This is a genomic window from Novosphingobium sp. Chol11 (assembly GCF_900218065.1).
GTDB classification, from domain to species: Bacteria; Pseudomonadota; Alphaproteobacteria; order Sphingomonadales; family Sphingomonadaceae; genus Sphingobium; species Sphingobium agri.
In genome coordinates this window covers 347,261-370,660 of sequence record NZ_OBMU01000001.1, presented here as the reverse complement: position 1 = coordinate 370,660, position 23,400 = coordinate 347,261, and the positions used below count along the sequence as shown (strand labels likewise).

General features: G+C 62.5%; 21 protein-coding genes. 10 read left to right on the top strand and 11 right to left on the bottom strand.

Translation table 11 applies throughout. The features are described from left to right. The first annotated feature begins 62 nt into the window (after positions 1 to 62). The gene (locus tag NCHOL11_RS01775) at positions 63 to 1,181 is read left to right on the top strand and encodes an AI-2E family transporter (RefSeq protein ID WP_097090791.1); all 1,119 of its coding nucleotides are present in this window, start codon (positions 63 to 65) and stop codon (positions 1,179 to 1,181) included. Between the two features lie 21 nt (positions 1,182 to 1,202). Here NCHOL11_RS01775 and NCHOL11_RS01770 read toward each other — a convergent pair whose 3' ends face one another. From NCHOL11_RS01770 to NCHOL11_RS01755, 4 genes are all read right to left on the bottom strand, one after another. Further along, on the bottom strand, positions 1,203 to 1,826 hold the full coding sequence (locus NCHOL11_RS01770; protein WP_097090790.1) for a DUF4142 domain-containing protein: 624 nt from the start codon (positions 1,824 to 1,826) through the stop codon (positions 1,203 to 1,205). Next, a complete protein-coding gene (locus NCHOL11_RS01765; protein WP_097090789.1) occupies positions 1,823 to 2,038 on the bottom strand; it encodes a hypothetical protein in 216 nt (71 codons plus the stop codon). Before NCHOL11_RS01765 ends, NCHOL11_RS01770 begins: the two co-directional genes overlap by 4 nt. 111 nt (positions 2,039 to 2,149) lie before the next feature. Then, positions 2,150 to 3,550, bottom strand: a complete 1,401-nt coding sequence (locus NCHOL11_RS01760) for an FkbM family methyltransferase (protein WP_097090788.1) — start codon at positions 3,548 to 3,550, stop codon at positions 2,150 to 2,152. A gap of 103 nt (positions 3,551 to 3,653) precedes the next feature. Then, complete coding sequence (locus NCHOL11_RS01755) at positions 3,654 to 4,517, bottom strand: sulfotransferase family protein (RefSeq protein WP_097090787.1); 864 nt, start codon at positions 4,515 to 4,517, stop codon at positions 3,654 to 3,656. Between the two features lie 258 nt (positions 4,518 to 4,775). Here NCHOL11_RS01755 and NCHOL11_RS01750 point away from each other — a divergent pair, with 258 nt between their 5' ends. From NCHOL11_RS01750 to NCHOL11_RS01725, 6 genes are read left to right on the top strand one after another with little or no spacing between them, the layout of a single operon-like run. Beyond that, positions 4,776 to 5,960, top strand: coding sequence for a glycosyltransferase family 4 protein (locus NCHOL11_RS01750; RefSeq protein ID WP_097092659.1), 1,185 nt, complete (start codon positions 4,776 to 4,778; stop codon positions 5,958 to 5,960). Continuing rightward, a complete protein-coding gene (locus NCHOL11_RS01745) occupies positions 5,960 to 6,562 on the top strand; it encodes a sugar transferase (RefSeq protein ID WP_097090786.1) in 603 nt (200 codons plus the stop codon). The genes NCHOL11_RS01750 and NCHOL11_RS01745 overlap by 1 nt, the downstream gene beginning before the upstream one ends. Further along, entirely contained in the window at positions 6,534 to 7,457 is a 924-nt protein-coding gene (locus tag NCHOL11_RS01740; protein WP_097090785.1) for a methionyl-tRNA formyltransferase, read from the top strand. Before NCHOL11_RS01745 ends, NCHOL11_RS01740 begins: the two co-directional genes overlap by 29 nt. Continuing rightward, positions 7,454 to 8,137 (top strand): PIG-L deacetylase family protein, encoded by a 684-nt coding sequence (locus NCHOL11_RS01735; protein ID WP_097090784.1) that lies wholly within the window; start codon positions 7,454 to 7,456, stop codon positions 8,135 to 8,137. Before NCHOL11_RS01740 ends, NCHOL11_RS01735 begins: the two co-directional genes overlap by 4 nt. A gap of 1 nt (position 8,138) precedes the next feature. Continuing rightward, positions 8,139 to 9,179: an ATP-grasp domain-containing protein gene (locus NCHOL11_RS01730; RefSeq protein ID WP_097090783.1), complete on the top strand. Its 1,041-nt coding sequence runs from the start codon at positions 8,139 to 8,141 to the stop codon at positions 9,177 to 9,179. After that, positions 9,163 to 9,843, top strand: coding sequence for an HAD family hydrolase (locus NCHOL11_RS01725; RefSeq protein ID WP_097092658.1), 681 nt, complete (start codon positions 9,163 to 9,165; stop codon positions 9,841 to 9,843). Before NCHOL11_RS01730 ends, NCHOL11_RS01725 begins: the two co-directional genes overlap by 17 nt. Here the strand turns inward: NCHOL11_RS01725 and NCHOL11_RS01720 are convergent. The 4 genes from NCHOL11_RS01720 to asnB all read right to left on the bottom strand — a co-directional run bounded on the left by NCHOL11_RS01720 (position 9,840) and on the right by asnB (position 16,095). Next, positions 9,840 to 11,189, bottom strand: coding sequence for a lipopolysaccharide biosynthesis protein (locus NCHOL11_RS01720; protein ID WP_255254680.1), 1,350 nt, complete (start codon positions 11,187 to 11,189; stop codon positions 9,840 to 9,842). The two genes, NCHOL11_RS01725 and NCHOL11_RS01720, sit on opposite strands and share 4 nt — an antisense overlap. A 202-nt stretch (positions 11,190 to 11,391) precedes the next feature. Then, positions 11,392 to 12,585, bottom strand: a complete 1,194-nt coding sequence (locus NCHOL11_RS01715; RefSeq protein ID WP_097090781.1) for a calcium-binding protein — start codon at positions 12,583 to 12,585, stop codon at positions 11,392 to 11,394. Between the two features lie 281 nt (positions 12,586 to 12,866). Next, positions 12,867 to 14,021: a glycosyltransferase family 4 protein gene (locus NCHOL11_RS01710; protein ID WP_097090780.1), complete on the bottom strand. Its 1,155-nt coding sequence runs from the start codon at positions 14,019 to 14,021 to the stop codon at positions 12,867 to 12,869. A gap of 124 nt (positions 14,022 to 14,145) precedes the next feature. Next, the gene (gene asnB / locus NCHOL11_RS01705) at positions 14,146 to 16,095 is read right to left on the bottom strand and encodes an asparagine synthase (glutamine-hydrolyzing) (protein WP_097090779.1); all 1,950 of its coding nucleotides are present in this window, start codon (positions 16,093 to 16,095) and stop codon (positions 14,146 to 14,148) included. 262 nt (positions 16,096 to 16,357) lie between these two features. Here asnB and NCHOL11_RS01700 point away from each other — a divergent pair, with 262 nt between their 5' ends. Genes NCHOL11_RS01700 through NCHOL11_RS01690 form a run of 3 tightly spaced genes read left to right on the top strand, consistent with a single transcriptional unit; the run spans position 16,358 to position 20,213 of the window. After that, entirely contained in the window at positions 16,358 to 17,545 is a 1,188-nt protein-coding gene (locus tag NCHOL11_RS01700) for a glycosyltransferase (protein ID WP_097090778.1), read from the top strand. Continuing rightward, positions 17,545 to 18,801: a glycosyltransferase family 4 protein gene (locus NCHOL11_RS01695; protein WP_097090777.1), complete on the top strand. Its 1,257-nt coding sequence runs from the start codon at positions 17,545 to 17,547 to the stop codon at positions 18,799 to 18,801. Before NCHOL11_RS01700 ends, NCHOL11_RS01695 begins: the two co-directional genes overlap by 1 nt. Continuing rightward, entirely contained in the window at positions 18,795 to 20,213 is a 1,419-nt protein-coding gene (locus NCHOL11_RS01690) for a pectate lyase (RefSeq protein WP_097090776.1), read from the top strand. The genes NCHOL11_RS01695 and NCHOL11_RS01690 overlap by 7 nt, the downstream gene beginning before the upstream one ends. A gap of 11 nt (positions 20,214 to 20,224) precedes the next feature. Here NCHOL11_RS01690 and NCHOL11_RS01685 read toward each other — a convergent pair whose 3' ends face one another. From NCHOL11_RS01685 to NCHOL11_RS01675, 3 genes are all read right to left on the bottom strand, one after another. Then, positions 20,225 to 21,451, bottom strand: a complete 1,227-nt coding sequence (locus tag NCHOL11_RS01685) for an outer membrane beta-barrel protein (RefSeq protein ID WP_176502161.1) — start codon at positions 21,449 to 21,451, stop codon at positions 20,225 to 20,227. After that, the gene (locus NCHOL11_RS01680; RefSeq protein ID WP_097090774.1) at positions 21,448 to 22,014 is read right to left on the bottom strand and encodes a polysaccharide biosynthesis/export family protein; all 567 of its coding nucleotides are present in this window, start codon (positions 22,012 to 22,014) and stop codon (positions 21,448 to 21,450) included. The genes NCHOL11_RS01685 and NCHOL11_RS01680 overlap by 4 nt, the downstream gene beginning before the upstream one ends. Positions 22,015 to 22,083: 69 nt before the next feature. Next, the gene (locus tag NCHOL11_RS01675; RefSeq protein WP_097092657.1) at positions 22,084 to 23,340 is read right to left on the bottom strand and encodes a DegT/DnrJ/EryC1/StrS family aminotransferase; all 1,257 of its coding nucleotides are present in this window, start codon (positions 23,338 to 23,340) and stop codon (positions 22,084 to 22,086) included. Positions 23,341 to 23,400 lie beyond the last annotated feature (60 nt).

Here is a 23,400-nt window from a genome sequence, read left to right as displayed (position 1 = left end):
CAACAGAGGCTCGCGCGGCCCAGCGATGGACTTTTGCCCCCCATTTCTGCCAAAGCCGGTGAATGATCGACCAGCCGCAGAATGTTCGTATCGAAGATGGCGTTTTCCTGGGCTTCGTGCTGCTGGTGTCGGTGGCGTTCGCCTTGGTGATCGAACCATTTTTCGCGGCGATCCTGTGGGGCGTGATCGCGGCCATATTGTTCGCGCCGATCAACCAGAACCTGTTGCGGCAGATGCCGGGTCGCCCGAACAGCGCCGCCAGTCTTACCCTGTTGCTGATCGTCGCGGTCGTCATCCTGCCGGCGATCGTCCTTGGCGTGGCGCTGGTGCAGGAAGCAACGCTCTTCTACGCCAAGGTGCAGTCCGGGCAGATCAACATTCCCGCGATGTTCAATGCGTTTCAGGCCAGCCTGCCCGACTGGGCATCGGCACTGCTGGAGCGGGTCGGCATCACCAATTTCGCGACCGTGCGAACCATGTTGGGCGAAGGAATCGCCAACAGCTTTCAGTCCGTCGCGGCTCAGGTCTTCCAGATCGGGCAGAGTGCGTTCAGCTTTTTCGTGGCCTTGAGCGTCTCGCTTTACCTCACCTTCTTCCTGTTGCGTGACGGGTCCGCGCTGGCGGCGCGGCTTGATCGGGCGGCACCGCTGCGCACCACGCACAGGCGGGCGTTGATGGAGCAATTCGTGATCGTCATTCGCGCGACGATCAAGGGCAGCGTCGTCGTGGCCATCGTCCAGGGCATGATCGGCGGTATCGTGTTCTGGATGCTGGGCATACAGGGGCCGCTGCTGTGGGGCGTGCTGATGGGCTGTTTCTCGCTGATCCCGGCGGTGGGCACGGGGCTCGTCTGGGTGCCGGTCGCGCTATACCTGCTGGCGACCGGCGCCGTGGCGAAGGCAATCATCCTCGTCGCCTGCGGCCTGTTCGTCATCGGCCTGGTCGATAATCTGCTGCGGCCGATATTGGTCGGGCGGGATACGCGCATCCCGGACTATGTGGTGCTGATCACCACCTTGGGCGGCATCGACATGTTCGGGTTCAACGGCATCGTGATCGGGCCGGTGATCGCGGCGCTGTTCATCGCGACATGGAACATCGTCACGCGGATGCGGACCGGGAACGGCCTTGAAGGACCACTGACGCAGGAAGAGGCGCGGCCCGTCACGCCCGAATTCTAAAAAGGGCCGCGCTGTTTCCCGTCAGGGTGCTCCGGCAGCGGTGCCGAACCTCTTGTCGAGAGCGGTGACCTGCTCGCGATGATGCTCGATCAGTTTGACGGTCGATTGGGCCAGTTTCTTGAGCGCGGGATAGTCGCCGCGGTTGGCGTAGCTGCTCTGCAGGTTGAACGCTTCCTGATGCGCGGCGGATTGCTGGCCCACATATTGGGCATCGAACTCGGCGTCGCTTGCGCCCTTCAGGTTCGACAGCATCGCCTGGCGGCGTGCATCCATATGGGCAGGTATCGCGATATTGACCGGGTTATCGGCGACGAACTGCTTGAGCGCGGCGCTCGTCTTCTTGTGATCGTCGATCATCATCCTGGCGAAGGCCTTCACCTCCGGCGCCTTCGCGCGAACGAGGGCCATTTCGCTGGCCTCGATCTCATACATGTCGCTGATCGCGGCTTGTGGGATGTAGAAGGTGGTGGTGACCGCGTCATTGGGGCTGGAGACCCCTTCGGGCTTAGGCCCCTCATACTGTTTGGCGACGGTGGCGGAGCCATTGGCGACTTGGGTGTCTCCGGCGACGCCGCTCGTCTGGTCGCAGGCGGCGAGGAGGAGAAGGGCCGCGCTCCCCAGCAACAGCGATGCGGAGCGGATCATGGCTGCGTCCCCTGCCCGCCCGTGCCGGGCGCGCCGATGCCCGGCATAGTGTTCGAAGCGCCGCTGTCGTTCGCCGCGTTGATCGCATCCTGCTGGTCGGTGCCGCCGGGCACCCGGCCGCTCTCATTCTGGGCGGCGGGGCTGCACGCGGAAAGGAAAAGCCCGGCGCATATAGTCAGGGAAAAGGGCAAATGACCGTGACGAAACGACATGCTGCTCTCCAGAAAATAGGGAACAGCAAGAACGTCGACCCGGCATGACAGGTCGCAGGGGCAGCGCCAACCTACATTAGCGCGCCGCTGCTTTTGGTTCGCGCGCCACCTTCAAGAGGTGACATTGTCGGCAATGTCTTCGGCCAGGCGGTCGAGTTCCGCCGGCTGCCTTTTCTGGGCAACAAGGGCATAGGCCAGTTCCCCCTCCTGCCAATAGGCGACCGTCTTGCCGTCGCGGGTCAGCACCGCCGGTTTGGCGGGCGCGACATCATCGTCTCGGACGGCGAAGAGAGAGACGGGACGGCTGGCCTTGTCGCTGATCGTCATCTGGAGGCTGGGGCCGCTGTCGGAGGGAAAAAGCTGCACATCGGTGACGCGCCATCCATGAGGCAGCACGGGCAAGGCGATCCGAGCGGATGATCCCACTTCACCGACGTTGAACACCGTCGGCGGTGAACGGCGCAGGGCCGCCCGCATTTCCGCGACTTCATGGGACTGCAAAGCTTCCTGTATGAAATATTCTTCCGCCTCGACCCGCTCGACGGGCAAGCCCTTTCCAACGAAAAACCAGCCGCCACCAATGACCAGCATGATAGCGGCAGCGCGCGCCAGTCGGCTTGCGCTAAATCGGCGTTTAGGCGCGGCAACGGGCTGGCGCGATGATGGCAGCGTCACAGAAGCTCCGGGCTTCGATGCAGCCGCGTTCGGGCGACGGAATACCGCATCGAAATGCCCGCCCCCGTCGCCGGGGTTGATGCGGGTAAAGCCGTGACGCTCGAGTAGGCCAAACACATCGCTTGCTTCATTGCCGTAGCGGCCGAGGTTGTGATCGTCGACCTCGACGATCGCGCCGGAGGTTTGCGGCAGGGCCAGGATCGGCTGCAATCCCTGCAGCACGGCATATTCAAATCCCTCCACATCGATCTTCACGGTGATGGATCGATCGCCGATCAGCTTCATCAGCCCCGGAAAGTCGCTGATTGCCAATGTCATGACCCGTTCGGCCGCTTCGACCGGCTCATGCGCGATGGAGAAACGGCCGGAATGGCCAACGGCGCTATTGTCGAGCAGGTCAGGGCGGGTGAGATCGGCCAGAGCCATGTTGAGCGGCAGCACATTGCCAAAGGCGTTCAGCCCGATGTTCCGCACCAATTTGGCAAAGGTGGAAAAACAGGGTTCGAAGGCGACGACGAGCCCGTCCGGACCCACGCGCTTGGCCGCCAGCAGGGTGAAGATACCGCAATTGGCCCCCACGTCGATGAAGCAGTCGCCCGGTCGAAGACGTTCCACCTCATTGGACACACGCACGCCGTAGCGTCCGGTCACGCCGAGCAGATGGGTGCGATCCCGCCCATCGAAGGCCAGGCAAACATCGCCGTAGCTCGACCGGACCGGAGTGCCGTTCAGCAGCTCAGCAAAAAACGACAAAAGCCGCCACTTCCCCCGGAAGTGTGGCAGCCGATGAACATAGAGGTTCAACAGCCAAGGGCGGCCCACCCTGAAACCCGGCATCAGCGCACCTCATTTCAACTTCGGTTACACGTTACGGCAAGGTCATTCTCCAGCAGCACACTTTTCCGGACTATTCCGTCCGTCATATCCTGCACGGCCTGCCTCATCTCGCGGCCATGGCATGCGGGCCCTTCGACGGCTGCCGCCCAGCCATCCAATGGCGCAAGTCCATTTGAAGAATGTCCTGCAGGAGCAGGATATCGTCCCGGTAAAAGTCCCGGAGCATCTGCTGCAGTTCGTCGGTCAGGGGCGGGTAGCGCACGGGCGCTGCCAGCGACGCGCGCAGTTTTGCCAAATGACGGTTGGCCCGAAGCGGATCGAGCATCGGGCGCATCGGCTGCAAGACACGGCGCAGTGGCAGCGGCAACATGGGGCTGGCGCTGTCATTCTTCCGGCTGGCAACCTCTTCGGGTGCGATATGCACCGGCACGCCGATGTGGGTGCACACGTCGGCTATGACCTGCTCCGGCATCTCCCGCACCGATTCGTAGAGGATCACCTGAATCTGATCGCGCTGGTAATGTTGCAGGAAGCGGCGCAGATGCGCGCCGTAAAGGCCGCCCGACAAAAAGCGGGATTGTTCGGGATTGGCGCCCTTCAGATATTTCGCCGGATCGCCACTGACCCAGCCACGGCGGAACAACATGCAATAGTCGGAGTAAGCCCGCTGCACGGGGTCGCGCAGCTGAACGATCAGCCGTGCGCTGGGGATCATGGCAGCCATGCGCTCCGCCGCCAATGGATGCGCCAGATAATCCGCCGACTTTTCCCCGATGATCCGGTCCGCCGGAGCAGCGTCGAAGAGCGAGGCATACCATGCGGGGCCACGATCATATTCCGAACTGAAATAATGCGGTTCCGCCCCGGGGAGCCACAATTGGGGGTGATTGCGGAGCTGATGGGCGATCCATGTGGTTGCACCCTTCATGGCGCCGATCACGACGAAGCTTGGCTGTCGATCAGTCATGTCCTTCAGATAGGCGGGTTGCAGGCGCGCGGCAGTAGAGCATCGGTACGATCCGAATAGGGTTAGCGTCCCCTATCCATTTGAGCAGAAATCGGCTCCCGATCCCTTTTTCTCACCCGAAAGGATGGGTGGAGCCGGGCCAGCTGGCCTCAAGTATAGGTGGCGAAATGGTGCGGCGCGTTCTGGCAGCTTTATCCTATGGTTAGGCCTGCCGTCGCCGCCTGGAGCGCGGCCGTTCGGGAGCTAATGCGGGACCGCATGAAAATCATCGTTATCGCCAGCCTCGCCTATTCGCTGATCAACTTCCGTGGACGGCTGATCGCCGCGATGATCGGGAACGGACATGAGGTCGTCGTCTGCGCACCGGGCCGCGATCCTGAAATAGAGGAAAAGCTGGCGGCAATGGGCGCAACCTATCTGCCCATGCCGATGGCGCGCGCGGGCATGAACCCGTTCGCCGATCTGGGTACGTTGACATGGCTGATCCGCTGCTTCCGGGACAACCGGCCGGACGCGGTGCTTGCCTATACCCAAAAGCCGATCATCTATGGCGGCATCGCGAGCCGGTTTTTCCCGTCGATCCGCTTCTACGCCATGGTGAGCGGCCTTGGCCATGTCTTCAGCGATGGCGAATCGCGCCTGCTGCCCTATGTGCGCCGCATCGTTTCGATCCTCTACCGGCAGGCCCTGGCCAAGTCGAAAGCGGTGTTCGTCTTCAACAGCGACGACCGCGGCGAGATGATGCGGCACAAGATACTGCGCGGGACGAATGGGGTGATCCAGGTGCCAGGGTCAGGAGTCGACCTTTCGCATTATGCACAGGCTCCCGTGCCGCCGGGGCCGCCTGTCTTCCTGATGATCGCCCGGCTGCTGCGGAACAAGGGTCTGATCGAATATGTCGAGGCGGCCAGGATCGTGCGGGCGCGCTTCCCGGATGCGCGGCTGCAATTGCTGGGGCCGCTCGATGAAAATCCGGCCGCTGTTTCGCGGGAAACGGTCGCGCAATGGCAGAACGAAGGCGTCATAGAATATTTGGGCGAAACGCGCGACGTCCGCCCCTATCTGGAGGAAGCCAGCATCTTCGTGCTGCCGAGCTGGTATCGGGAGGGCTTGCCGCGCACGATATTGGAAGCGATGGCGGTGGGACGCGGCGTGATCACGACCGACATGCCGGGATGCCGGGAACCGATCAGGCAGGGGGTGAACGGCTTCACCGTCGCACCGCGCGATGCAGGCGCCCTTGCCGGTGCAATGATGCGGATATACGCCCAGCCCGACCTGGCAGCCAGACTGGGCTCGGCCGCGCGCGAGACGGTCGAAGAGCGCTATTCGGTCGAGATGGTGAATGCACTGCTGCTTTCGACAATGGAGATGAACAAGCCCCCTGCCGAGCAGCCCCGTAGGGCGAGGGCCAGCGCGCCGATGCTCGCCGGGGAATCCTGATGGCCGTCAGGCGCCTGATCGACATGCTGGTGGCGGCCGCCGCCCTGCCGCTGGCACTGCCCGTCATGGCTGTCATCGCCGCCGCCATAAAGCTGACCGATGGCGATCCTGTGCTGTTCCGGCAGGTCCGCGTCACGAAGGGAAGACGGCGGTTCGAACTCATCAAGTTCCGGACGATGACAGACGCGCGCGATGCGCAAGGACATTTGCTGCCCGACAGGATGCGGATGACCCGGCTTGGCCGCTTTCTCCGCCGCTCGCGTATGGACGAACTGCCGCAGCTTTGGAATATCCTGACCGGCGCCATGAGCCTGATCGGGCCCCGCCCCTTGCTGCCCGCGACCATAGAGGAAGCCGGAGAAGCTGGGCGGCGGCGGTGCGAAGTCACCCCTGGCCTCACGGGTTGGGCGCAGGTCAACGGCAACGCCTTGCTCGGCGAGCAGGACAAGTTCGCGCTGGACCTCTGGTATATCGCGAACCGCTCTTTTCGGCTCGACCTCATAATCCTCATTCGCACAGCCGGCGTGGCCTTATGCGGCGAACGCTTCAACCCGTCATCGATCAGGAGGGCGCATGAAGGCCATAGTCGTCGGCGCGGTTGAAAGTACGCGGATCGCGATCACTTGCCTGGGCGCATCCCGGCAATGGGATCTGGCAGCGGTCTTCACGCTGCCATCGGATCTGTCCCACCGTCATTCGGATTTCGTCGATCTTACGGGAGAGGCAGAAAAGGCGGGCGCGCGCATGGTGCGGACGGCCAATATCAATTCCGATGCCGCATTGCAGGCGATCCGCGATCTCGCGCCCGATTATATCTTCGTGATCGGCTGGTCGCAGATTTGCGGCGAAGAATTCCGGGGAACTGCAAGGAGGGGCGTCGTCGGCTACCACCCCGCGCCGCTGCCGCGCCTGCGGGGACGCGCCGTCATCCCCTGGACGATCCTGCTGGATGAACCGATTTCCGCCTCGTCGTTGTTCCTGATCGACGCGGGCGTCGATAGCGGGCCGCTGCTTGGCCAGCGCTATTTCCATCTGGCGCCCGACGAGACCGCCGCCACGCTCTACGCCAAGCATATGGCCGCGCTGGAGGCGATGCTGCCGCCCGTGCTGGAGGATATTGCTAGCGGATCGCCGACCCTGACGATCCAGGATGAACGATGCGCCACCTATGCCGCGCGCAGGCGGCCCGAAGACGCGCTGATCGACTGGTCAGCGCCGGGATCGGCCATCTGGCGTAGCGTCAGGGCCTGCGGTCATCCCTATCCGGGCGCATGGACGAGCTATGCGAGCGAGAAGATCGTCATCGAAGAGGCGGCGCTGGTGCCGCTGCGCCATCATGCCGCAGCCATGCCGGGGCAGATCGTGGAGCGACTGGACACTGGCTTCATCGTGCGCTGCGGGGATCATCAGGGATTGCATGTGCTGCGCTGGCAGACCGCGCGGGAAGCGCCCCTGCCCAACCACGCTATTTTGGGGCGGACAAAGGCGGCGGCATGACGATGATCGAGACTATTCAGCGCGCGATGGTGATCGCGCCCCACCCGGACGACGAAGTGCTCGGCTGCGGCGGGACGATCGCGCGCCTTGCCGCGATGGGCCGCCATGTCGAGGTGGTCGTCGCCACACGGGGCAAGCCGCCGCGCTTCGATGCGGCGCAGGTGGAACGGGTGCAGGCCGAGGCGAAGAGGGCCCATGCGGTGCTGGGCGTTGCGCGGACGCACATGCTGGATTTCGAAGCGGCGGCACTGGATCGCGTTCCCCGCGCGGCGTTGAACGAGGGCGTCGCCGCCCTTGTGGCGGAAAGCCGCCCCGACACGCTGTTCGTTCCTTTCCCCGCCGATCTGCATTTCGATCATGGCTTGATCTTCGAAGCGGCGATGGTCGCGGCGCGTCCGGTGGGAACGCATTATCCCGCGCGCATCCTGGCTTATGAAACGGTATCGGAAACCAATTGGGCGGCGCCCTATCTGACGCCTGCCTTTCAGCCGCATGTCTTTGTCGACATCAGCGAGCATCTCGAGCGGAAGATCGAAGCCTTCGGCTGCTTTGAGTCGCAGGTCCGTCCTTTTCCCAACGAACGATCCTTCGAAACCCTGCGCGCATTGGCGCAGGTGCGCGGCAGTTGCGTCAGCAGGAGAGCCGCCGAAGCCTTTGTCCTGATAAGAGAGGTAGCCTGACATGGACGCACCCGCGACTCGCCATGGAGGAGCATCGGCAAGCTTGGGCACGGATTGGGAAGGGGCAGAACGCAGCGGCCGGTCGCTGCGCATGATGCTGAGCTCCGCCGGGCGGCGGGTCGGCCTGATGCGGAGCTTTCGTGAAGCGGGGGCAGCGCTCGGCATAGACCTCATGATGTTCGCTTCGGACCTGAAGCCGGATTGGAGCCCCGCCTGCGTCGAGGCTGACAGAAGCTTTGCCGCGCCGCCTGCGGAGAGCGAAGGGTTCATCCCGGCGATGCTGGATATATGCAGGCGTGAGCAGATCGAGCTGATCGTGCCGACGATCGATACCGAGTTGATCGCTTATGCGCACGCACGCGATGAGTTCGCCGCGATCAACTGCCATGTCGCGGTCTCCGATGCGGCGGTGGTGGAGATGGCGCGGGACAAGCTGGCGACGGCGCAGTTCCTGACGGGTGCAGGCTTGCCATCCCCCGCAACGATCGCGGCCGAGGATTATCTGGCGGGCTCGGCGGACTTGCCGCTGCCGCTGCTCGCCAAGCCGCGGCATGGCAGTTCGAGCCGGGGCATCGGCATGGTCTATGATCGCGAGGAAGTGGCCTCGCTGGACGACAGCGAGCCCTATATCCTGCAGCAATTCCTCGACGGGCGGGAATTTACCGTTAGCCTCTACTTTGATGGGGAGGGACGGATGCAGTGCGCGGTTCCGCATGAGCGACTGCGGGTGCGGGCTGGCGAGGTCGAAAAGGGCGTGACCGTCCGCAACGCCATCATCGAAGAGCTGGCGTGGCGGTTGGGCGCGGCGCTTCGGGGCGCGCGGGGGGCGCTGTGCTTCCAGCTCAGGATGGATGCGGCCGGGGGTGCCTCGATATTCGAGATCAACGCACGCTTTGGCGGCGGCTATCCGCTGGCGCACCGGGCAGGCGCGCGCTTCGCGCAGTGGTTGCTGGAGGAACGGCTGGGACTGCCACTCACGGCCCATGATGGCTGGCAGGACAATGTCATGATGTTGCGTTTCGATGATGCCGTTTTCGTCTGAAGCCACTCGGTTCGATCGCGTCATCGTCTTCGATCTGGATGACACGCTCTATCTGGAGCGCGACTATGTGCTGAGCGGGCTCGGGGCCGTGGGGCGATGGGCGCGCAATGCGCTGGGGATCGACGGTCTTGGCGAGATGATGCGGGCCCGGTTCGAAGCGGGATTCCGCACCCATATCTTCGACGAAAGCTTGATGGAGATGGGGCTGACGCCCTCGCCCCCTCTGATCGCGCGCATGCTGGGAACATACCGCCAGCACCGGCCGGATATCCGCCTGGCACCGGATGCAGACCATTTCCTTGCCGCCCGGGACGAGAGGACAGGCTTTGCGGTGATCACGGACGGCTTTCTCGACGCGCAGCGGCGCAAGATCAGGGCTCTCGGCCTTTATGGGCGCGGCATCCATCTGGGCATCTGCACCGACAGATGGGGACGAGACTGCTGGAAGCCGAACCCGCGCGCCTTTGAACATGTCGAGCAGTTGTTCGGATGTTCCGGGGCTTCGCTGACCTATGTCGCGGACAACCCGTCCAAGGATTTCACCGCGCCGCGAGAGCGCGGATGGCGGACGGTGCAGATTGCCCGGCCGGAACGCATCCATCACTTCGCCGCGCATGAGGGCGTGAAAGCCGACCGTTTCATCGAGACGCTGGAAGAGCTCTAACGCTCTCTGCCCTTCTCGCTAGCGTCCGCCCATGGAGCCGCGCTGATTGCGCGGCGCAGATAGAAGGCCAGCCCCCCGAGCCAGATCGCACCGAACAGCAGATGCGCGATGTTCGCGCCCATCGCCCCGACCAGCGGGACCAGCGGAAATACGGCGCAGTAGAAGGCGAGCGTGCACGCCATGGTCGTTTTCAGAAGTGCGCGCTGATCGCCCAGCGCCAGCAGCCCTGCACGGCTTGCCGACCCGCTCATGGTAAGCGTCACCGCCAGGATCTGGACGGTGAGCAATGGCACGGCCCCGGCGAAGTGAGGCCCGACAGCGATCCGCATCAACGGTCCGCCGACCAGCAACATGCCTATGAAACAGCAGACACCAAAGGCGGCGAGCAGCATTTCGGTCTGAAGCAGCACCCGAACGAAGGCATGACGCTTGCCCGCCGCGACGAGGCGGCTGAGGTCGGGATAGACGACGGCCTGCACCTGCGCACCGACCTGCATGACGACGCGGCTGATGCGCTTGGCAATGTGGAAGAGGCCTGCGCTGGCTGGATCGGCGAGCCATCCGACGATCAGCGTGTCTACTGCCTGAGCACTCGACCAGAGGGTGAGCGAGATGTTGGAACCGAGCGCAAAGCGCCAGATGTCGGGAAAACGGCTGTTGATACCCTTGGTGCTTGCCTTCAGCAGCTGGCGGAACCCAGGCTTGGGTAACAGGCGCATCGCCCAGACGAAATTGAGCAGCGATCCCAATATTTGAGTGATCGTCCATATGATGATGATATGAACCATGCCCGCACCGGCCAGATAGGCCCCCGTTACACAGAGGAGGCGGATGAGGGCATTCACAACCTGGATGTGGGCGACGGCCCGATACTGGCCTGCCAGCCTGAAGATCGCAGTAGACACGCCGTTGAAGTTGAACAGCAGCGACGTGACGAACAGCAGCGTATAGCCGACATGCTCGAGCGAAATGCCGAACAGGAAATGTCCGGCGATCGTCAATGCGCTGGCGATGGCCCAGGCCGCCACACTGCCGCCGATATCGAGCAGCCATCCGAATTTCAGCAACGCGAAATAGGAGGCTTCGTCCCTCTGAAGATCAATCGTCGCGCCGCTGCGGATCAGCGGTTGCCAGGATTGAAAGCTCAACAGCCGTTCGCACGCCTGCCCGAGCGTCAGGATCATGGCGAAGACGCCATAGGGGGCTGGCGTCAAAAGCCGGGCGACCAAAGCGATGGATAGAAGCGTCAGCGCCAGCGTCGCCGCCGTTCCGGTGAGAAGATGGAAAACAGCCCTTACGCGCCGATGAGCCAGGACATCGCGCAGGGATACCGAGGACAGGTTCATTCTTAATCGAAATCCGCCGGCATTCATCGGCAGCCCACCTTAGATCGTATTTTCACGGCCTTAGCATGGGGCTGAAGCACGCAAGACGCAGCTTCTCTGTCGTCTTAATCCTAAATAGCCTGTGCTGGAAAAGAAGGAACGGGATGGCGCTGCCCCGCAGGCGGCGCCATCCCGTTCAACAAGAAGAGACTGTCGACCAGCCTTAGACGAGAAGAAAATCCGCAGCCGTGAAGTTGGCGGCGCTCAGCGATGCCGTAGGATCGGCGATGTCGATGCTGAACTTTGCCCCTGTCGATGTAACGACATCCAGGAACACGTTACCCCCCGCCCCGTCGCGCGCGAAGACAGTTCCGAGCCCGCCGCCTGCCGCATATTTCGTGACGCCAAGCTTTTCGAGCACGATGCGGTCGATGCCGTCCTGAAAATCCTCGACACGGTCACCGCCGCCCAGCGCTCCTGCGCCCTTGAAGACGAACCAGTCATTGCCAGCGCCACCCCAGAGCCTGTCGGCGCCCGCGTCGCCGATCAGCTTGTCGAACCCGGCATCGCCATGCAGCTGGTCGGCGCCGTCGCCGCCCAGCATCATATCGTCGCCATCGCCGCCATACATGATGTCGTCGCCAGCCTCCCCGCTCATGGAATCCGCGTCTCTGCCACCGTCAAGGAAATCGTTGCCAGCGCCCGCTTCCAGACTATCGCGACCATCACCACCGTAAAGCTGGTCGATGCCATTTTCAGAATCGAGAATATCGTTGCCGATCCCGCCGGACAGATAGTTGTTGCCGTCGCCGCCATCGACCCTGTCATCGCCGTTCCCGCCATAGACATGGTCGTCGCCCGACTGGCCCTTCAGCTTGTCGTTGCCATCTTCCCCGTAGATCCAGTCATTTCCTGCTCCGCCGGAAACGGCCTGGGTCGTCATCAGGCCAGTGCCGGGATCGATCTCGTTCGCGAAGCCATCATCGCCAGCGCCTGCATAGATGATATCGTCGCCCGGCCCCGCGTCGATATAATCGCGTCCCGCACCGCTGTAGATGGTGTCATTACCGCCATCGCCCAGAATATGATCGTGGCCATCGGCGGTTTCGATCCGGTCGTTGCCGTCGCCGCCTTCAATCGTGTTCTTGCCGGAGCCGCCGTAGATACGGTCATTGCCCGCCCCACCGTCGATCAAGTCGTCGCCATCCTCTCCCCAGATCTGATCGTCGCCCAATCCGCCCTTGAGGAAATCGAGACCCGCTTCGCCATGGATCACGTCGTTCCCGTCATTCCCCTCGATATAATCGTCGCCTGATCCGCCCCACAATTGATCATGGCCCGCCCCGCCATACATGAAGTCGGCAAGGATCGTTCCCCTGATGAGGTCGTTGCCAATCGTACCGGTAAATTTCGCCATTTCCCCGCTCCCGCAAAAAGCCTGGCGGCCGTCAAGTGACGCCAGGCTGATCTAACTTGCGGTGTAGCTAATATAAATGAATGTATGATTGAAATGCCCACAGGAGGCGGATTGTTCTCGATGTGCGGGGCAAGTGTTGGCACAGGATCAACAAAGATGCTGACATTATGCTTTTGAGAGCAACGACTTCCACTTCGAGGCTATGATTGCCCGGAAGCCAATCGTCCTGCGAGTGGAACCGAACAGCATCGTCTAGATGTGGCAAAAACAGGCTGCTCCGTTCAAATAGCGGCGGCCTTGATCGTCCCCATGGCGGCTTCTCGCGGCGCGATCGCCTCCCGGGCGGTCCGTTCCCATTGAGCAAGGACGCGATCGATGGTGAAGCGCTGGGCTGCGATCCGGGCGCCTTCGGAAAGGCGCTGCCTTTGATCCGGGTCGGCGGAAAGTGCCGCAATGGCAGCGCCAAGAGCGGCAATATCGCCGTCGGGAACGAGAAGGCCGCTGATGCCGTCGGAAATCATCTCCCCAGGGCCCCAGCGGCAATCGAAGGATATGACCGGGACGCCTGCCGCCATGGCTTCGCCCACAACGATGCCCCAGCCTTCGAAGCGGGAGGAAAGGACGAAGATGTCGGCGTCGCGAAGCCATGCGCCATGTTCCTGCGTGACGCCCGGCAATGTTACGCGGCCCTGCAGGCCAAGCGCATTCCTTTGCGCTTCCAGCCGGGCGCGTTCGGGGCCTTCCCCCCAAATGGTGAGCGACCAATCGGGGATATGCGGCGCAGCTTTGGCGAAGGCATCGAGCAACAGGTCGAAGCCCTTTTGCGGCACCAACCGCCCGACCGCGACGATCCGCCTGCCATTTGGCCGCAACCCATCGAGCTGGACCGGAGCATAGGTGGGATTGGGGATGACCCACTGGCGCTGGCGCATGACCTTGGGGAAATAGCGCATCGCGCCTTCCGTCATCGTCACCAGCCCATGGGCGCGGGCATAGGCATAGCGGCGCAAGGCCGACCAGAGCGCCCCGGGATATTGCAGGGCGGGATTGTTGCGCTCCGACACGATGACGGGGATGCCGAGCGGCCTGGCGGCAAGCACGCTGACGAAGTTGGTCCGGGTGAGGAAGCTGATGACGAGATCCGGGCGGCTGCCCGCCAGCGCCCGCCGGAGAGCGGCGATACGGTCCAACACGGCAAGGGCAGATAGCAGCACCGGCATGCGGCTGACGGGATGGCCCAGCTGAATGATGCTGACCGCTGGATCATGGGCATAATAGGGCGGCGTTCCCGGTTCTTCGAAGGCAAAGAGGCTGACCGACCAGCCTGACCGGCTGAAATGATTGCAGAGCAGGCTGACGATATGTTCCGATCCGCCCGCACGGAGCCCAGGCAGGACGAAGGCGATATGCGGCTTGCCGTGAACCGGTTTTGTCATGCGGTCACAGTGGGGCCGTCGCAGCCGAGATTCCATGTCGATTGGGGATGATATCCCGATGGTCGGCAGCCAGCGCGGGATTGCCATTCCGGCGAATATCGGACGAATCTCTTCACGCGAATGATCAGTCCACCGCGTGCCGCCATGCCTGGAACATCAGGATGCCCCAGAGATGATGGTGCCAGTTCCGGACGCCCGACTGATGCTCCCGCCATTTTCGGTCCACCACCTTCGGATTGAAATATCCTTCTTCGGCCAATCGGGCAGGGTCGAGCAGGTCGCCCGCCCAGTCACGCAGGGGCCCCCGCAACCAGTCATCCAGCGGAACGGCAAAGCCCATTTTCGGCCGGTCGATCAGTTGCTTTGGAACATGGCGGTAAAGCAGCTGCCGCAGGAGATATTTGCCGACGCCGCGCCGTACCTTGAAGTTGTAGGGAAGGGTCCAGGCAAATTCGAACAGGCGATGATCGAGAAAAGGCGCCCGCGTTTCGAGGCTGCAAGCCATGGCTGCCCGGTCGACCTTCACCAGAATATCGTCTGACATGTAGTGACAAGTATCCTCCAGCATCTGATATTCAATCAGATTGCCCGATGAGACATCGCGCGGCGGGCCGTACTCCAGCGGCTCGTCTATGCCTTCCATCAGGTCCGATGGAGACCACAGGCTGGTCATTTCGCGGCAGAAGCTTTTCTGGTCGGGCGCAGCGATGACGTTCGCGCCCTTGTGAAGCTTGTCCCCCGGATGCGCCCATCGCTTGTGCGCGGGCATCAGCGGTTCGGCAAAGGCATAGAGCCGGTCCCATTGTTGTTCGGGAACCGATTGCACCAACTGGCCAGCCATGCGCCGCACCATACGGGGGATGCGCGCCGTGTGCCGCCACAGCCCTGCGGCCATGAAATAGCGGGCATAGCCGCCGAATAGCTCATCACCCCCGTCGCCCGACATGGCGACGGTAACCTGCTGCCGCGCCAGCCGCGTCACCAGCGTGGTGGGAATTTGCGAAGGATCGGCAAAGGGCTCATCATAGATAGCGGGCAGATCGGGGATGACGGCCATGGCGTCGGCCGGAGACACCATGAGTGCGGTGTGATCGGTGCCCAAATGCCGGGCGACCGCAGCGGCATGTTCCGCCTCATTATAGTCGGCCTCATGGAACCCGATCGAGAAGGTCCGGACGGGCTGCGACGATTGAGCCTGCATCAACGAAACGATGACCGAGGAATCGACCCCGCCGGACAGGAATGCGCCCAATGGGACATCTGCAACCATCTGCCGCCCGATCGCGCCACGCAGCAGATCTTCGAGCGCATCGGTGGCGTCCGCTTTGTCCCCGGCGAACGGCATCTGGCGCTGGCGGGCGACTGCATCGGCGGCGAGCCAATAGGGCTGCGGATCGGGCGTCACGCCCCTCTCCAGATCCTGCATGTTGATCTTGAGCCAATGGCCGGGCAGCAGCTTGCCGATGCCCTCATAGACACTGAAAGGCGCGGGAATGGCATTGTGACGCAAATAAAGCGCAAGCGCGCGCCGGTTCAGCGGAGCGTTGAAGCCGGGCAGGCGCCGCAGCGCCTTCAGCTCCGACCCGAACAGGAAAACGCCCTTGTGCCAACCATGATAGAGCGGCTTCTCGCCGAACCGGTCGCGCGCCAGGTAGAGGCATCGCTCCGCCCGATCCCAAAGAGCAAAGGCGAACATGCCTGTGCTCTGCCTCAGCGCCTTGTCGAGCCCCCAGGCCTCGACTGCGGCGAGCAGCGTCTCCGTATCGGAATGCCCCCGCCATTGGGGCGCAAGGCCTTCCCGCTCCAGATCCCGGCGGATGTCCGCATGATTGTAGATCTCGCCATTATACACGATCACCCAGCGCCCGCCTGCCGACTGCATCGGCTGATGCCCCCCAGCCGACAGGTCGACAACGGCAAGCCGGCGGTGCGCCATCGCGATGCCCGCTTCGTCATCATGCCAGCCTCCCCCGTCATCGGGGCCGCGATGCCTTATGGCGTCGTTCATGACAGGCAGGCTGTTTTTAAGGAGGGAGAAATGCTGGCGGCTCCAGCCGCCGATCAAGCCACACATGCTGTTTGCATCTCCCTCAGGTCCGGGTGTCAGCAGCGCGCACGTCCGTCGCGACTGGTTATCATTCGTCCGGCACAATGAAGGCGCAGCAAAGCCGAATCCACGGCCCTTCCGGATATACCCCCTTGGAACATCTCGATTATCGTGGAACGCCCGCCAACTTCGGGCTAATCCCAATTGGCAGGCCTCATATCCAAGAGCCCACTTTCTGCCCCAGCGCTAAATTGTAGATTTTTCTACACTATCCGGTGCGGGAGAAAGTATGAAAGTCCTCCACGTCATTACGGCCCTGAACGTGGGGGGCGCGGAAACCATGCTCGCCAAACTGGTCGAGCATGAGCGCATGCACGGCTATGCCGTCCAGTCATCGGTCGCGTCGCTGATGCCGCCCGGCGCTGGCGCGGATCGTATCAGGGCCAGCGGCACGCCCGTTCATGATTGCGGCCTGACCGGACCGCTCACCCTGCTACCCAGCCTGTTCCGCCTGCGCGCGGTCGTCCGCCAGGTACAGCCCGACCTGATCATGGCGTGGATGTACCACGCGCACATCGCCGCCACGCTGGCCAGCGGGCTGATGCCCCGAAAAATCCCCCTGATCTGGAACGTGCGCCATAGCATCGACGATATCCGTCAGGAAAAGCCCGCGCTGCGAGCGGTCGTGCGGACGGCAGCCCTGCTATCCGACCTGCCCCACTCGATCATCTACAATTCGCATGCCGCCGCCGGACAGCATCAACGGCTCGGTTTCCACGCGGGCCATGCAATGGTGATCTCGAACGGCTTCGACCCCGATCTCTTCCGCCCTCGCGAAGGCGCGCGCGAGCAACTCGCCGCCAAACTCGGCATTGATCCCGGATCGCTGATCATCGGGATGGCGGCGCGCAATCATCCGATGAAGGACGCCGCCAACCTGGCGGAGGCAGTGCTGATTGCCAGGCAGTCGGGTGTCGATGCCCACCTCATCCTGACGGGCGAAGGGATGGATCGGCCGACGGGGCGGCTGGCGGAGCTGCTGGAGGCGCTCCCTTCCGATCGCGTGACACTGCGCGGCCATGATGGCTCACTCGCGGAACTGTTACAGGGCCTCGATCTCCTCGTCCTTCCATCGGCATGGGGCGAAGGCTTTCCCAACATTCTGGGCGAGGCGATGGCTTGCGGCATAGCCTGCATCGCGACGGATGTGGGCGACAGCGGATGGGTGCTGGGCGATACCGGCATCATCGTTCCCCCGCGCGATGCGGCAGCTCTGGCGGACGGCATCGTCAGCCTGGACAGGATGGGGCCGGACGGGCGCCGTCAACTCGGCGCCGCCGCGCGCGCTCGCGTGAAGGAGAGATTTTCCATGAGCAGGATCGCCGGGATGTACAGCGATCTCTACCGGAGCGCAGGCGGCGCAGGCATCCCTCGAAATTTGTTTCAGGCCGGTATCGGCCCGGCGCAGGTGATGTGATGGATCAGGTTCTGCCAGCCTTCAGCGCCAGCCCGTCCGACGCCAGACTCGCACCGCGCGATATCTGCGCTGGTCCGGCCCGCATCTGCTTCCCCTTTGCCGGAGGCGTGGTGGGCGGTAGCCATATCTCGACGCTCAAGCTCATCCAGCGCCTCGACCGGACACAATTCACGCCGCTGATAGTGCTGCATCATGGCGCGGGACAATGCGCCGAACTGCTCCGGAAGGAAGGGCTCGAATTCATCACCCTGCCCCGCCGCTTCCTGGGCAAGTCTTCGGGTGTGCCGCCACTTGAAGGGGCGCGTGCGCTCATGGGCGCCCTGACGGACCAATGGAGCCTCAGCCGCTTCCTCAAGTCCCACGACGTCAGGATCGTTCATACCAATGAAGGTCCGATGCATATTTCCTGGGCGCTGCCCGCGCGCCTCGCCGGGGCAAAGATGCTCTGGCACCATCGCGGAACATCCAAGGCGCGAGGCGTGCGGTATATCGCGCCGTTCGCCGCCAACCGGATCGTCGGCGTGTCGGCTTTCGCCCTGTCCGAGGTACGCCGCATCACCGCAGCCGCGCGGGAGACGGCGGTGGTGTATAGCCCGTTCGATACGCACTGCGAACCGATCGACAGGGCAGAAGCGCATCATCGCCTGACGTGGGAACTGGGGCTCGACCCGGCGACACGGCTCATCGGCTTTTTCGGCAATCTGGTGGGAAGCAAGCGGCCAGACATGTTCATCGACATGATGGCACGCGTTGCAAGGATGCGGCCCGATCTGCCCGTGGTAGGGCTCATGTTCGGCTCTCCCCTGATCGATGGGATCGAAGACCAATTGCGCCAGCGGATCGAAGCGCAAGGCGTCGCCGCCCAGGTGCGCTTGATGGGCTTTCGCTATCCTTCGGAAAGGTTCATGGCGGGATGCGACATTCATGCGGTGACGGCAGTCGGTGAACCCTTCGGCAGAACCTTGATTGAAGCCATGTTGCTGCGCACGCCAGTCGTGGCAGCTGCATCCGGCGGCAATCTGGAAGCGATCGAGGATGGAGTGAACGGGCTGCTCGCCAAGGTCGACGATCCTGATGCCATGGCGTCGACTCTCATCTCTCTGCTGGATTCGCCGGAGCAGGCTGCAAGGATAGCGGCGACGGCAGCGACCCAGGCCGTCGAGCGATATGGGGTTGATCGCCATGTGACCGAGATCAGCGCGATCTACCGGTCGCTGCTCGCGGACGAACGCCAGGGAAAGCACAAGTCGTGGTAAGCCAGAATGCGACCGCGGTTCTGGGCGTCAGCATTGCCACGTTGCTGATCACGCCATTCGTCGCGCCGCCCGACTTGTTCAGCCTTCAGACCGGACAAGGCGCTGACAGTGATGTGAATGGGTCATCGGTACTGCCCGAAGTGGCGGGCGCGGAAGCCTTTCCGGGAGCCGAGGGCTTCGGCCGCCGTTCGCGCGGCGGACGCGGCGGCAGGATCATGCCCGTGACGACCTTGGCGGATCATGGCCCCGGGTCCCTGCGCGAATGCATCGATGCCAAGGGGCCGCGAACCTGCATTTTCCGGGTAAGCGGCGTGATCCGCTTCACCACCCAGCGCCCAACGATCCGCAATCCATTCATCACAATCGCAGGGCAGACTGCGCCTGGGGGCGGAGTAATCATCACCCATGGCGGCGGAGAGGACGGCTTTACCCCTATCGTGGCCAAGGACACCCATGATGTTGTCATCCGCCATATTCGTGTTCGTACCGACCTCAATGGTGTTCATCGCGGCAGCAATGGCTCTTTCACCTTCGAGAACAGCCGCAATGTGATATTCGATCATGTCAGCGGCGCCTGGGCCCAGGACCAGATCATGACGGGCTTCCTCTTCAACGACAATATCACCATTTCCAATTCGATCTTTACCCAGGGCATTCCCAAGCACGACAAATGCGCGCTGCTCGCCTCTCATCCGGAAAAGCCACAGAAGATCAGCTTCATCCGCAATATTTGCGCGCATAATGGTGACCGTAATCCGGACGTGAACTTCATGCCCGGCTCCTGTATAGAGATAGTCAACAACCTTCTTTACAATGCCCAATCCCAATTCACCGAAGTTCATGAGAGCTTTGGAGGTTCGGCGGTCAATCTCGTTAGCAATTATTACAAGAGAGGACCCAATAGCAGGGACGATATCGCTGCGGTGGATCGCGTGGTTTATGACAATCCGGGCATATCTCAGGTCTTCCTGGAGGGTAACAAGCTGGACCGTGTTTCGCGGCTCAACACCAAGGATGTCGACATCGCCCTGGTGAAACGCCCGGCATGTCCTTTGAGCGTCCGGGTGATCTCAGCTGATGAGGCTTATGCCCAGGCCTTGGGAGGCGCGGGGGCTTTTCCGCGCGACGCATTGGACCTGCGGACCGTGTCGGAAGTGCGCGAGCGCAAGGGCACGATCCTGCAGGACCCCGCAATGCAGGCGGGCCCTCGCCCCTTACCGGCGATCGCGCCGGGCACGCCCTATGCCGACCTGGACGAGGACGGAATGGCGGACAGTTGGGAACGGGTCAACGGCATGGATCCCAGGAAAAACGACGCCTGGCAGGATGCCGATCATGATAAATGGCTGAACCTGGACGAATTTCTCGATTTCGCCCATCGCGAGGTCATGGCCGGTCGGCAGATCCGCTGACGCTTCTGCTATCAATATTGCAGGCGGATTTCCGCGCCGAGGATAGTGCGATCGAAATCGTCGAACGCTCTGCTGCTGTCTCGGTTTGCAATACGGCCAGTCAAGGCGAACGAAATATTGCGGTTCAGCAGATATTCGATTTCGGCCACGCCCGCAATGGTGCGCTCCTTCTGGCTGGTGCCGATGAAGTTGCTGCGGCGATACACAACGGAAGCTTGCCAGCGTATGTTATGGTATATTTCATTCTGTACCCCCAACCGCACGCGCGTGTCGGTTCGCGACTGCGCGCCGTTTCGGACCGTGGCGACATCGCCCCGGAAACCGTCGAGCGTGACCGCCCAGCGCGGCGCAGGCGTGTAGATGAGTCCCGCCGACACGGAAAGGCCGGTGCGGCTGTCGAACCGGGGATCGTCGGGATTGAAGCGGAACACGCCGATCGCCGCCTCGCCGCGGATCAGCCCACCCGGTTCAAAGGAGATGCCGCCGCGTGCGCCATAAGTCTTGGAGTCGCGATCGACACCCGACGCATCTACGGCCAGCCGGAAGTTTCTGGCGGTGTAAAAGGCCTCGCCAAAGACGTCCATCATTCCGCTGAGCCGATAGCCGAGGCGGGCGGAGCCGGAATATTGATCATAGTCGCGCTCGGCATCGACCGAGGCAAGCGCATTATTCTTGAGCGCACTCCCCTTCACCCCGACGGTGAAGCGAGCGCCGCGATGCGTATAGCCAAGGTCGCCCTGCCATATGTCATATTTGCGCGGTGGGGTGCCGGTTCCAAGCCGTGCTTCAGGTTCACCCCGGTCTTCGACCAGCCGTGTCCAGCCAACATTGGCGCTGATCGCGTCGCTGCCCGACAGATTGTATACGCCGCCGAGGCTTGCGTTGATGCCTTCGGAGTTTTCAGACTCATTTTTGAAATAGCGCCGAACGACGCCCCGCGCCTGCGCGGACAGCTGGAACTTGTCGTCACTCAGTCGCAGGTTGAGCCAGGGCGAGATGGTCAGGCGCTCATCATCTATCTTGTCCGAAGGCAGCGCATAGATGTTGGAATCATATTCCAGCCGGACGTCCGCGCCGAGATAAGCCGAAATCCTCCCCAACTGGACTGCTTTTGCCTCATATTCCTCGGGTGTTTCCAGCAGCGGCGTGGCCCTGTCCAGTTGCTGAGCGGCCGCTGGCAATGCGGTCCCCGCAAGGATGATGCAGGAGCAGAATGGGAGGAGGCGTGCTGCTGTCAAAACCATTTCTCCACGACTTTGATGGTGTCACCCGGTTGGATCGGCGTATTTTCGGATGCCTTGGCGGTGGATGCCTGCCCATCCACCTGACGGATGATGGCGACAGTGTTCTTGTTGGCGCGGAAGGTGTAGCCGCCGGCCACCGACACAGCCGTGACGACAGTCATGCCCGGCCGATAAGGATATTCACCTGGGCTGCGCACTTCGCCAAGAATATAGATGGGACGCAGCTTCACAGGCTGAATGCTGACGGCAGGCGACACCATCAGCCTCTTTTCCACCAGCAGGGCAGCGACCCGCTGCTCCAGTTCGGGTATCGTCGAGCCCTTGACCGGAATCCCGCCCATCAGCGGCAGCGTCAGTTCTCCGCGATCGTTGACAACGAAAGCCGTGCCATTTTCGATCTCCGTCAGGCCGGGGATGATGACGCGAAGCTCATCGCCCGGCCCCAACCTGTACTGATCAGCGTTAGCGGTGGAAACGGCGGGCAGTCCGCCAACCGAGCCTGCACAGGCCGAAAGGGCCAGCATGAGGGAAATGCCGAAAGACTGGACGATCCGCATGACCACCTCCCATATCTCTGACCATCTCTGGCCATTTTGTTTCAGTTTCAGAACAGAAATAAGTTCAAGTCAATTGCTGCTGTATAGTTGCTTGTTCAGTAACGATAATTTCCCGCCTTCATCGCCGATTGCTTCCAGCAACGTCTCGATCATGAAGTGCATCGCCGCTTCTCCGAGAAGATGGTCCACCGGAAGCATGAGACTGCGCTCGCCTATCTCGGCAGCGACGGGGAGCGGCCGCAGATTGGGATGGGCGCTGTTGCGCACCGCCAACTCGCGCGACATGTCCGGGCAGGAACCCGTCCCCGCCGGAATGCCGCGCCGCGCGAGCGCCGCGATCACCTCGGATCGCGCCACCGCTGGATCGAGCAGCAGATAGAATTTATAATAGGCATGTTCGACCCCGTGGGGCACCTGCGGAAGCGCGATCAGCGGGTGGCTGCTCAAGCCTGCGCGCAGAATGGCGGCATTGGCGCGGCGGCGGGCCAGCCAGGATGGCAGCTTGCGCAGCTGGGCCCGGCCGATCGCGGCCTGCATCTCCGTTAACCGCCAGTTGGTGCCGAAACTTTCGTGCAAATAGCGGAAGGCATTGCCAGCCGACGGGGCGCTGAGCATCGCGACATTCTTGCCATGGTCCTTATAGGCCCAGGCTCGTTCCCAATGGGCTTCATCCTTCAGCAGCAGCATCCCGCCCTCGCCACCTGTCGACATGATCTTGTCGGTGCAGAAGGAGAAGGCGGAGGCATGGCCGAAGGAACCCGCCATCTTTCCCCGGATCGCCGCGCCATGCGCCTGGGCACAGTCCTCGACAAGCCACAGGCCATGTCGATCCGCAATGGCCAACAGCCCGTCCATGTCGCATGGCCAGCCCGCCAGATGCACGCACAGTATCGCCCTTGTCCGCTCATTGATCAGCGGAATGACGGCGGCGGGATCTATGGTTTGGCTATTCCGGTCTATGTCGGCGAATACGGGCACCGCCCCGACAGCAGCTACTGCCGAAGCGCTCGCGAAGAAGCTGCGTGCCGGCACGATCACCTCGTCGCCGGGCCCAACGTCCAGAGCGCGAAACGCGAGCTCCAGCGCGAGCGTGCCGTTCGCCAGCGATATGGCGTGGGGCATGCCGCAATAGTCGGCAAACTCCCGCTCGAACGCGCGGCACTCATCGCCATGCACCAGCGAATTGACCCGACCGCTTTGCAATACATGGACGACTGCGTCGATTTCGTCCTGCTCATATTGCGGCCAGCGCTGCTCGGGCGGCGGGAACGGCGCAGCCAAAGGCCTCGCGCCACTGATCTCACGATTTTGGACAATCTGGTTCATCGACTTCCAGCCCTCACGCTGATCTTTGGGACGGCTGCGAGCCGGAGCGTCTGGAGCGCA

Excerpts from the sequence above, each read along its gene's own strand:
- NCHOL11_RS01775 (WP_097090791.1), top strand. The coding sequence starts at position 63 with ATGATCGACCAGCCGCAGAATGTTCGTATCGAAGATGGCGTTTTCCTG.
- NCHOL11_RS01680 (WP_097090774.1), bottom strand. The coding sequence starts at position 22,014 with ATGCGGATCGTCCAGTCTTTCGGCATTTCCCTCATGCTGGCCCTTTCG.
- NCHOL11_RS01700 (WP_097090778.1), top strand. The coding sequence starts at position 16,358 with ATGAAAGTCCTCCACGTCATTACGGCCCTGAACGTGGGGGGCGCGGAA.
- NCHOL11_RS01710 (WP_097090780.1), bottom strand. The coding sequence starts at position 14,021 with ATGACAAAACCGGTTCACGGCAAGCCGCATATCGCCTTCGTCCTGCCT.
- NCHOL11_RS01720 (WP_255254680.1), bottom strand. The coding sequence starts at position 11,189 with ATGAACCTGTCCTCGGTATCCCTGCGCGATGTCCTGGCTCATCGGCGC.
- NCHOL11_RS01745 (WP_097090786.1), top strand. The coding sequence starts at position 5,960 with ATGGCCGTCAGGCGCCTGATCGACATGCTGGTGGCGGCCGCCGCCCTG.
- NCHOL11_RS01725 (WP_097092658.1), top strand. The coding sequence starts at position 9,163 with ATGCCGTTTTCGTCTGAAGCCACTCGGTTCGATCGCGTCATCGTCTTC.
- asnB (WP_097090779.1), bottom strand. The coding sequence starts at position 16,095 with ATGTGTGGCTTGATCGGCGGCTGGAGCCGCCAGCATTTCTCCCTCCTT.
- NCHOL11_RS01675 (WP_097092657.1), bottom strand. The coding sequence starts at position 23,340 with ATGAACCAGATTGTCCAAAATCGTGAGATCAGTGGCGCGAGGCCTTTG.
- NCHOL11_RS01695 (WP_097090777.1), top strand. The coding sequence starts at position 17,545 with ATGGATCAGGTTCTGCCAGCCTTCAGCGCCAGCCCGTCCGACGCCAGA.
- NCHOL11_RS01770 (WP_097090790.1), bottom strand. The coding sequence starts at position 1,826 with ATGATCCGCTCCGCATCGCTGTTGCTGGGGAGCGCGGCCCTTCTCCTC.
- NCHOL11_RS01730 (WP_097090783.1), top strand. The coding sequence starts at position 8,139 with ATGGACGCACCCGCGACTCGCCATGGAGGAGCATCGGCAAGCTTGGGC.
- NCHOL11_RS01765 (WP_097090789.1), bottom strand. The coding sequence starts at position 2,038 with ATGTCGTTTCGTCACGGTCATTTGCCCTTTTCCCTGACTATATGCGCC.
- NCHOL11_RS01760 (WP_097090788.1), bottom strand. The coding sequence starts at position 3,550 with ATGCCGGGTTTCAGGGTGGGCCGCCCTTGGCTGTTGAACCTCTATGTT.
- NCHOL11_RS01715 (WP_097090781.1), bottom strand. The coding sequence starts at position 12,585 with ATGGCGAAATTTACCGGTACGATTGGCAACGACCTCATCAGGGGAACG.
- NCHOL11_RS01750 (WP_097092659.1), top strand. The coding sequence starts at position 4,776 with ATGAAAATCATCGTTATCGCCAGCCTCGCCTATTCGCTGATCAACTTC.
- NCHOL11_RS01740 (WP_097090785.1), top strand. The coding sequence starts at position 6,534 with ATGAAGGCCATAGTCGTCGGCGCGGTTGAAAGTACGCGGATCGCGATC.
- NCHOL11_RS01735 (WP_097090784.1), top strand. The coding sequence starts at position 7,454 with ATGACGATGATCGAGACTATTCAGCGCGCGATGGTGATCGCGCCCCAC.
- NCHOL11_RS01755 (WP_097090787.1), bottom strand. The coding sequence starts at position 4,517 with ATGACTGATCGACAGCCAAGCTTCGTCGTGATCGGCGCCATGAAGGGT.